General features: G+C 50.4%; 7 protein-coding genes. 1 reads left to right on the top strand and 6 read right to left on the bottom strand.

Annotated elements, in window-relative coordinates:
• From B2067_RS15750 to B2067_RS15735, 4 genes are all read right to left on the bottom strand, one after another.
• Positions 1-620 (bottom strand): hypothetical protein (locus tag B2067_RS15750; protein ID WP_301389074.1); only part of this gene is annotated, 620 nt, incomplete at its 3' end.
• Between the two features lie 179 nt (positions 621-799).
• Positions 800-2,038, bottom strand: coding sequence for a hypothetical protein (locus B2067_RS15745; RefSeq protein WP_301389073.1), 1,239 nt, complete (start codon positions 2,036-2,038; stop codon positions 800-802).
• 175 nt (positions 2,039-2,213) lie between these two features.
• Positions 2,214-2,921 carry an anti-sigma factor gene (locus B2067_RS15740; RefSeq protein ID WP_301389072.1) on the bottom strand — a complete coding sequence of 236 codons (708 nt, stop codon included), beginning with the start codon at positions 2,919-2,921 and terminating at the stop codon, positions 2,214-2,216.
• Positions 2,918-3,454 (bottom strand): RNA polymerase sigma factor, encoded by a 537-nt coding sequence (locus tag B2067_RS15735; RefSeq protein ID WP_076517319.1) that lies wholly within the window; start codon positions 3,452-3,454, stop codon positions 2,918-2,920. Before B2067_RS15735 ends, B2067_RS15740 begins: the two co-directional genes overlap by 4 nt.
• A 178-nt stretch (positions 3,455-3,632) precedes the next feature.
• Here B2067_RS15735 and B2067_RS15730 point away from each other — a divergent pair, with 178 nt between their 5' ends.
• The gene (locus B2067_RS15730; RefSeq protein ID WP_301389071.1) at positions 3,633-3,953 is read left to right on the top strand and encodes a TraR/DksA family transcriptional regulator; all 321 of its coding nucleotides are present in this window, start codon (positions 3,633-3,635) and stop codon (positions 3,951-3,953) included.
• A gap of 18 nt (positions 3,954-3,971) precedes the next feature.
• On the opposite strand, the gene B2067_RS15725 is transcribed toward B2067_RS15730, so the two are convergent.
• Both B2067_RS15725 and B2067_RS15720 read right to left on the bottom strand, forming a co-directional pair.
• Entirely contained in the window at positions 3,972-5,075 is a 1,104-nt protein-coding gene (locus B2067_RS15725) for a HupE/UreJ family protein (RefSeq protein ID WP_301389069.1), read from the bottom strand.
• Positions 5,072-5,651 (bottom strand): hypothetical protein (locus B2067_RS15720; RefSeq protein WP_301389068.1); only part of this gene is annotated, 580 nt, incomplete at its 5' end. The genes B2067_RS15725 and B2067_RS15720, both read right to left, overlap by 4 nt.

Genomic DNA, 5,651 nt, shown 5'->3' with positions numbered 1-5,651 from the left:
GCGCAGGTCTCAGAAACTTTGGCAGCAGGATTACTGTTTTTGATTTCATCCCAATCCGCCTGAGCTTCTGGCGACAGTGTTACATGTATACTTCCGACAATATTATCGACCAGCTCTTTAAAGGGGGCGGGGTCGACTTTCTTATCGACTTCCTCACGAGTGCCAGAGGCGTTTTGATGAATACTCAGAGCGAAGCGTACAATATGAGATCGAGAGACTGGAATAAAGACATGACAAACAGGGTTTGCTCCGCTATAGGTCTTTTCGGTATCAAACTGCACCGATGGCACATCAAGCTGTTCAAGAGTCGACCAGTTCAAAGGGCCAATGTAATGCATCTTCCCTGTTTTTTCACGATATACCCTATGTCCATAGGTTGCAGTCAAAAAAGCAAGCGCCGCAGTCTCCAGCGCACTAGGATGCATAAAATTAACTTGTGGATTAGACTCGACCAGCTGTATGACATCAAGATAGCACGACACTCCACCCATGTGACCAGTAAACCAAGGACCACAAAAACTCCAGCTCCGGAAAAATAACTCTGTATGTTGCCAGCTTTGACTAGGTTGTTCATTCCAGTTGAGCACTCTGGCAGATTTTAAAGAATATGATTTTTTCATTCGCCTCTGTGGCGTTTTCCCATAGGGGGAAGGGTTATGCCGCGGCGCTTTAAATACTACCCTTGTACCGGCAAGCAAAGCCGATTGTGTAGTCGAAGAGTTAAAATCCGGCCCGACTGGACTACAACTTTCTGGTCGATCTCGCAGTTTTAATTTCGAGAATTTAATGAAATTTCGCATTAAAACTTGCCTTTCAATTTATCGTGATGTTTTGGTAATAAAGTCCTAACTAGATCGTTGCCTACGATAGCGACAGTTCCCGCACCTTTTCCTGCCGCAACAGCCCCACCAATGACGGTAAGAAAGGTGGTAAGTGCAGCCGGAGCTGTCAAGCTGACTCCCGCCACGCCAGCGACCCCAGCCGCAATAGTTGCGCCAGTCATAATGATACCTTGCAAACTTTTACCATAAGCAAAAGCATCAACGCCCGCCTGCAATGCAGTCAGACGATCATTTTCACTCTTCCAACGATTCCAGTTCATCTCGAGGTGCTCACGATTCCCCACAATATTGATAGGACGTGTCTTGATGAACTTGCGGTCCAGCAGGACTCCAAGGCTGTGCGCTGCTTTAACTGCGGTATTTGGAGAGGTAGTCGGATTAAACATAAACACCACATGACCAGGTAGCTGAACCCCCTGAGAAGCCAGAATAGTCATAGCCTGTGTTAGCACACCAGAGCCGCCATCTTCAGAAACCCAAGTAACACCTTCAACCTTCTTAGCATCGTACATAGTACGTGCCAGTAGCAGGGCAGATTCATGTAATTCTGTATATTGATTAACCCGAATCGCATTTCGATAATTTTTCAAGCCACCAATACACTTCTCACCCGGGGTGAAATGAAGATCAAAGCCTTTAGTATTAACCCTTAGACCACCTACATGTGGAGCCTCCCCAATCCTGGGAGCGGCAACATCTGCTGCCGACATAGGACTGTCGTAGCCGCTGTCAGAAATTGCAACTAATCGATCTTCTTTATGCTCAATCAGCCCATTTTCTCTGAATTCAGCCTGCCAAATATCGTTTACTTTTGATGCTTTGTATAACCCCGGCTTCTTCCCTGATTCAATAAGCTCCCCATAGTTAATATCAGCCTCAAAATGAAGGATCTTGAAGCCATCAGCATCAAGCTTTTCACAGGTCACCTTACAGCCCGGCAGGATCATCACGAACTCTTCCGTTCCGTTGCGATGAACTGCACCGGGTTTAACGAAGATATTACTCTGGTGCAGGCGACCCGCAGCGAGCTCATTAATGGCTTTAACCGTTATCTCAGCCCAGTAGTTATTACCATCACGGGCTAATTTAACTAGCTGGTCATAAACGGGCTTGGCAGTTGGAGTGATTTTGACTGGCTTACCGGAGTGCTGGCCAGCAATGACCACGTCTTGAGCTGGGGCGGAGTTGGAGAGCATAGTTGGCATCCTTGTCTCTGATTCAGAGTAGCGATTTAGTCCTGCTTACGCCTGAGAGTATAAACACTTTTATTCCAGAAAAAAGGCATTCGGGCCACAGCTACATTGAGGGGGAATAAAAAAGCCGGCACCTTGTGCCGGCTTTTTTGTGCCTTAGTCAGCCTTCTGTATAAAACTAAAGAATCGTTAATCCAGTCACGTACAGAACTTCGCCCGGTGCTCCGGTAACAGAGCCGCCCGGCGCCTCAAGACTGACGGCGACCGCTTTAATGGCAATGTCGTGGGTATTCACCGCAAGGGCCCGCGTGATACGTCCGCTCTCTGGCATCAGACCCAGCGATACTGGCGCGCTGCCATCTTCGGGCACAATCCAGAGTTCGTAATCATGCTGATCCGATGTTTCCACGGCAGCTGTTGCCTGTACGGTCAGTTCATTACCAGCGACTTCCATCAACCACAGAGGCTGGTCATCCTGCGTAAACACAGCAACCTGCTCGATCATAGTTTCTGGTACGACTCCAGGCACAACGGTTGGATCTGGGCGCATCAGGAACACGCCGATGAGCAGCACTGCGGCAGTTGCAAAACCACCAGCCCAGGCCATCACGCCTTTACTCTGAGGCTCATCGTTAGCAGCGCTCTGAGTTGTATCAATGAAGCCGATGCGACGGCTGATTTCCTGCCAGACTCTTTCTGGGGGCTGACGAGATTCAATTTTGCCGTTCATTGGTGCAAGCAGCTGCTCCCAGTGCCAAACCCTTTCCCGTACTTTCTGGTAAGCCTGCATCAAGCGGACAAATCGGCGACGGGCCTGTCCCTGCATGGTACCCATGACATAATCGGCCGCCAGCGCATCGAGACGTTCGTCATTTACATAATTCATTCTTCAAGGCACCTCTTCAGTCTTTGAAGGCCACGACGTATCCAACTTTTCACGGTGCCTAAAGGCGTTCCCGTGTGGGCCTGTATCTCCGCGTGCGTCATGCCGCGATAATAAGCCAGGTGAATGTATTGCAGATCATGCGTATCCAGCGTCTGCATACAACGCTCCAGAGCCTGATTTTCAGGATCCTCTGGTTGCTCCGGGGCAATCAGTTCCGGGGCACCCTCTTCATCGAGAGAATCCTGTCGGTCCTCCTTTGCGCTCTTTGACCTCAGCAGGTCAATGCAGCGATAGCGCACGATGCTGCTCATCCAGGTCATCACACTGCCACGGCCCTGATGATAGTCTCCCGCGTTATGCCAGATTTTGACAAAAGCCTCCTGCAGGGCCTCCTCTGCACGTTCCGGTGAACGCATTAGTTGCATAGCCACGCCGTACAATCTTGGCCCCGCGGCCTGGTACAGCTCCTCAAACGCTGGTCGCTCTCCCCGAGCCACGCCTCTGATCAGCTGTAGCTGAAGTTCTGGATCCATACAGAATAACTCCTTTAATGATCGTTATGACTATATACGGATAGCCCTGCTATTCAGATTAGATGGCATTTAACCACTGTGCCCGATGATGACTCATATCAATGTTTCAGCTTAACTCAGGTGTATTCTGGTACATAGGGGCTGAGAAGCGCCAACACGCCTTATCATGGGAGAAACTATGAACATCGAGAGAATACGAATCGATCTTCTGGAGCGCCTTGAGGCGCTGGAAGCGCGCTCTGATAAAGCCTCGCGCCATGCCAGCCACCGCGACGAGCCACTGTCTGCCGACTTCGAGGAGCAAGCGACGGAATCCGCCAATGACGAAGTTCTGAGTGTCATTGCCGATGAGGCCTTACATGAAGCTGACCACATACGTGACGCGCTGAAACGCATCGCCCTCGGCCACTACGGCATCTGTGATCAATGTGGCGACCAGATTGCCGAAGCCCGTCTGATCGCCGTTCCTTACAGCACGCGCTGCATTGAATGCGCGTGACTCCTGTCCAGACGAGCCTTAGATACGCGCCAGCACCCAATAACTCCCCAGTACTGCCAGTGCTGCCGAGAGGTAGCGAACCAGCACCTGACGATACCAACCCAGGCGGCGCAGACTGATAAGCAGCGGCATGACCACCAGGGTAATCGCAACCTGTCCCGCTTCGACACCCAGATTGAAGCCAAACAGAGCCCAGACAATGTTTCCTGTGCCCGTCGTCAACTCACCAAGCACGCTGGCAAAACCGAAACCGTGTACCAGACCAAACAGGAATACAACAACGGCACTGACTGGTAAGTAAGGGCGAAGATTATGCAACGCTGCAACCACCACAGACGCAGCGATGATCAGCTCAACCCAATAACCGGGTAATGCTAACCACCCCAGAGCACTGGCACTCAGAGTCAGTGAATGGGCAATGGTAAAGGTAGTTACGTACAGCAGAGCGGTTTTAACACAGGTCCGCACATCTGCTGCTGGTTGCCAGTCTTTCTTCTGTTGCACCAGAACTGAGACCAACAGCAAGGTGAGCAGGAAAGCTACGTGGTCAGGACCCAGCAGAATATGAATGATGCCCTGAACAAAAAACTCAGAAAACGTCTGCTGGTTCAGCTGTGCAGTCGTCATTTCCGGATTAATAGAAAAACTACCTGAGGATTCCAGCACACCCTGGCGAGTCAGGTCACCAGACGAGAGGTCCCACAATAAACGGTGTTCAGGAAGCAGTGAAAATAATCCGGTATATGTTACTTCGACGCGTCCTTCAGAGGCACATACAAACGTCACCGGAACAATTGCCGAGGCCATAACGCCGCGAGCATTATTAAACCTCAGAGGAACATTGAACTGTGGGATGCATGCTTCGCCCCCCTGCTGAACCTTGAGATGTCGGCCGACATAAGCCCGGATCTCCGGTGTCATGGCTTTCACTTCTCCCCAGAGGAGTTCACCATCGCGATTCTGATCCAGCCCCAGGCTTTGCTCAAGGTCAATCAACTGCCATTGAACCGAGCCACGTAATCCATCCGTTGTTTCTTTGAGTGTCAGTAGTGCAGTACTGCTTTGATGAGCAAAAGCCATCGTTGGTAACAGAGCCAGAATCAGGAGAATAAAACGTCTCATAGCAGCTCTCCCTGTGCAGCAACATAATGATTTTTCTGTGCGTTATTTACTTGTGACAACCAGCTCAGATTACGCTCTTCAGCGTTCTTTCCGACGGTCGAGAAATACAGAGAAATCAACTCTGAGTAACTCTGATCACGGCGTTTTATGCGTTGGCTGATACGCTCTTCAGCATAATCTCTCCAATACAACTCAGCGCTGCCGATCTGTTGCTCTGCGCGTGCAAGTTGAACAATTAATGCATCGTCCGGATAATTGGCAAAACCATAGTCCCGTAAGAGGGCCATGACTTTTTCAGGTTGTTTATTTCGCAGCAACGCTTCGCTGCGGTGTACCAGGTCAGCAACGCTAAGGAGCTCGTCGCCTGACCATTGCTGATAAAGTGCTTCAACTTCAGCGTACTTTCCTTCGTTAAGATAGCTTTTGCTTTTCTGGTAAAGCGCCCAGGCTGAGAGACTACGCCCTTGTGGTGAGTTGTCATGACTCAGTCGCTTGAGCAGTGAAGTCAGGATACCGTGGCCTGCTGACCCCGCCGTGCTTTGCAAGCCGATACTACAAACGGCGGCGAGATCTGAT

The sequence above is a fragment of the Thalassolituus sp. UBA2590 genome (assembly GCF_002339775.1).
Lineage (GTDB): Bacteria > Pseudomonadota > Gammaproteobacteria > Pseudomonadales > Oceanobacteraceae > Thalassolituus.
Note: the sequence above shows the minus strand (reverse complement) of the source record. Positions and strands in the feature narration are given on the sequence as shown.

Bases quoted from the DNA above. Each gene is read 5' to 3' on its own strand.
- B2067_RS15745 (WP_301389073.1), bottom strand. From the start codon at position 2,038: ATGCTCTCCAACTCCGCCCCAGCTCAAGACGTGGTCATTGCTGGCCAG.
- B2067_RS15740 (WP_301389072.1), bottom strand. From the start codon at position 2,921: ATGAATTATGTAAATGACGAACGTCTCGATGCGCTGGCGGCCGATTAT.
- B2067_RS15735 (WP_076517319.1), bottom strand. From the start codon at position 3,454: ATGGATCCAGAACTTCAGCTACAGCTGATCAGAGGCGTGGCTCGGGGA.
- B2067_RS15730 (WP_301389071.1), top strand. From the start codon at position 3,633: ATGAACATCGAGAGAATACGAATCGATCTTCTGGAGCGCCTTGAGGCG.
- B2067_RS15725 (WP_301389069.1), bottom strand. From the start codon at position 5,075: ATGAGACGTTTTATTCTCCTGATTCTGGCTCTGTTACCAACGATGGCT.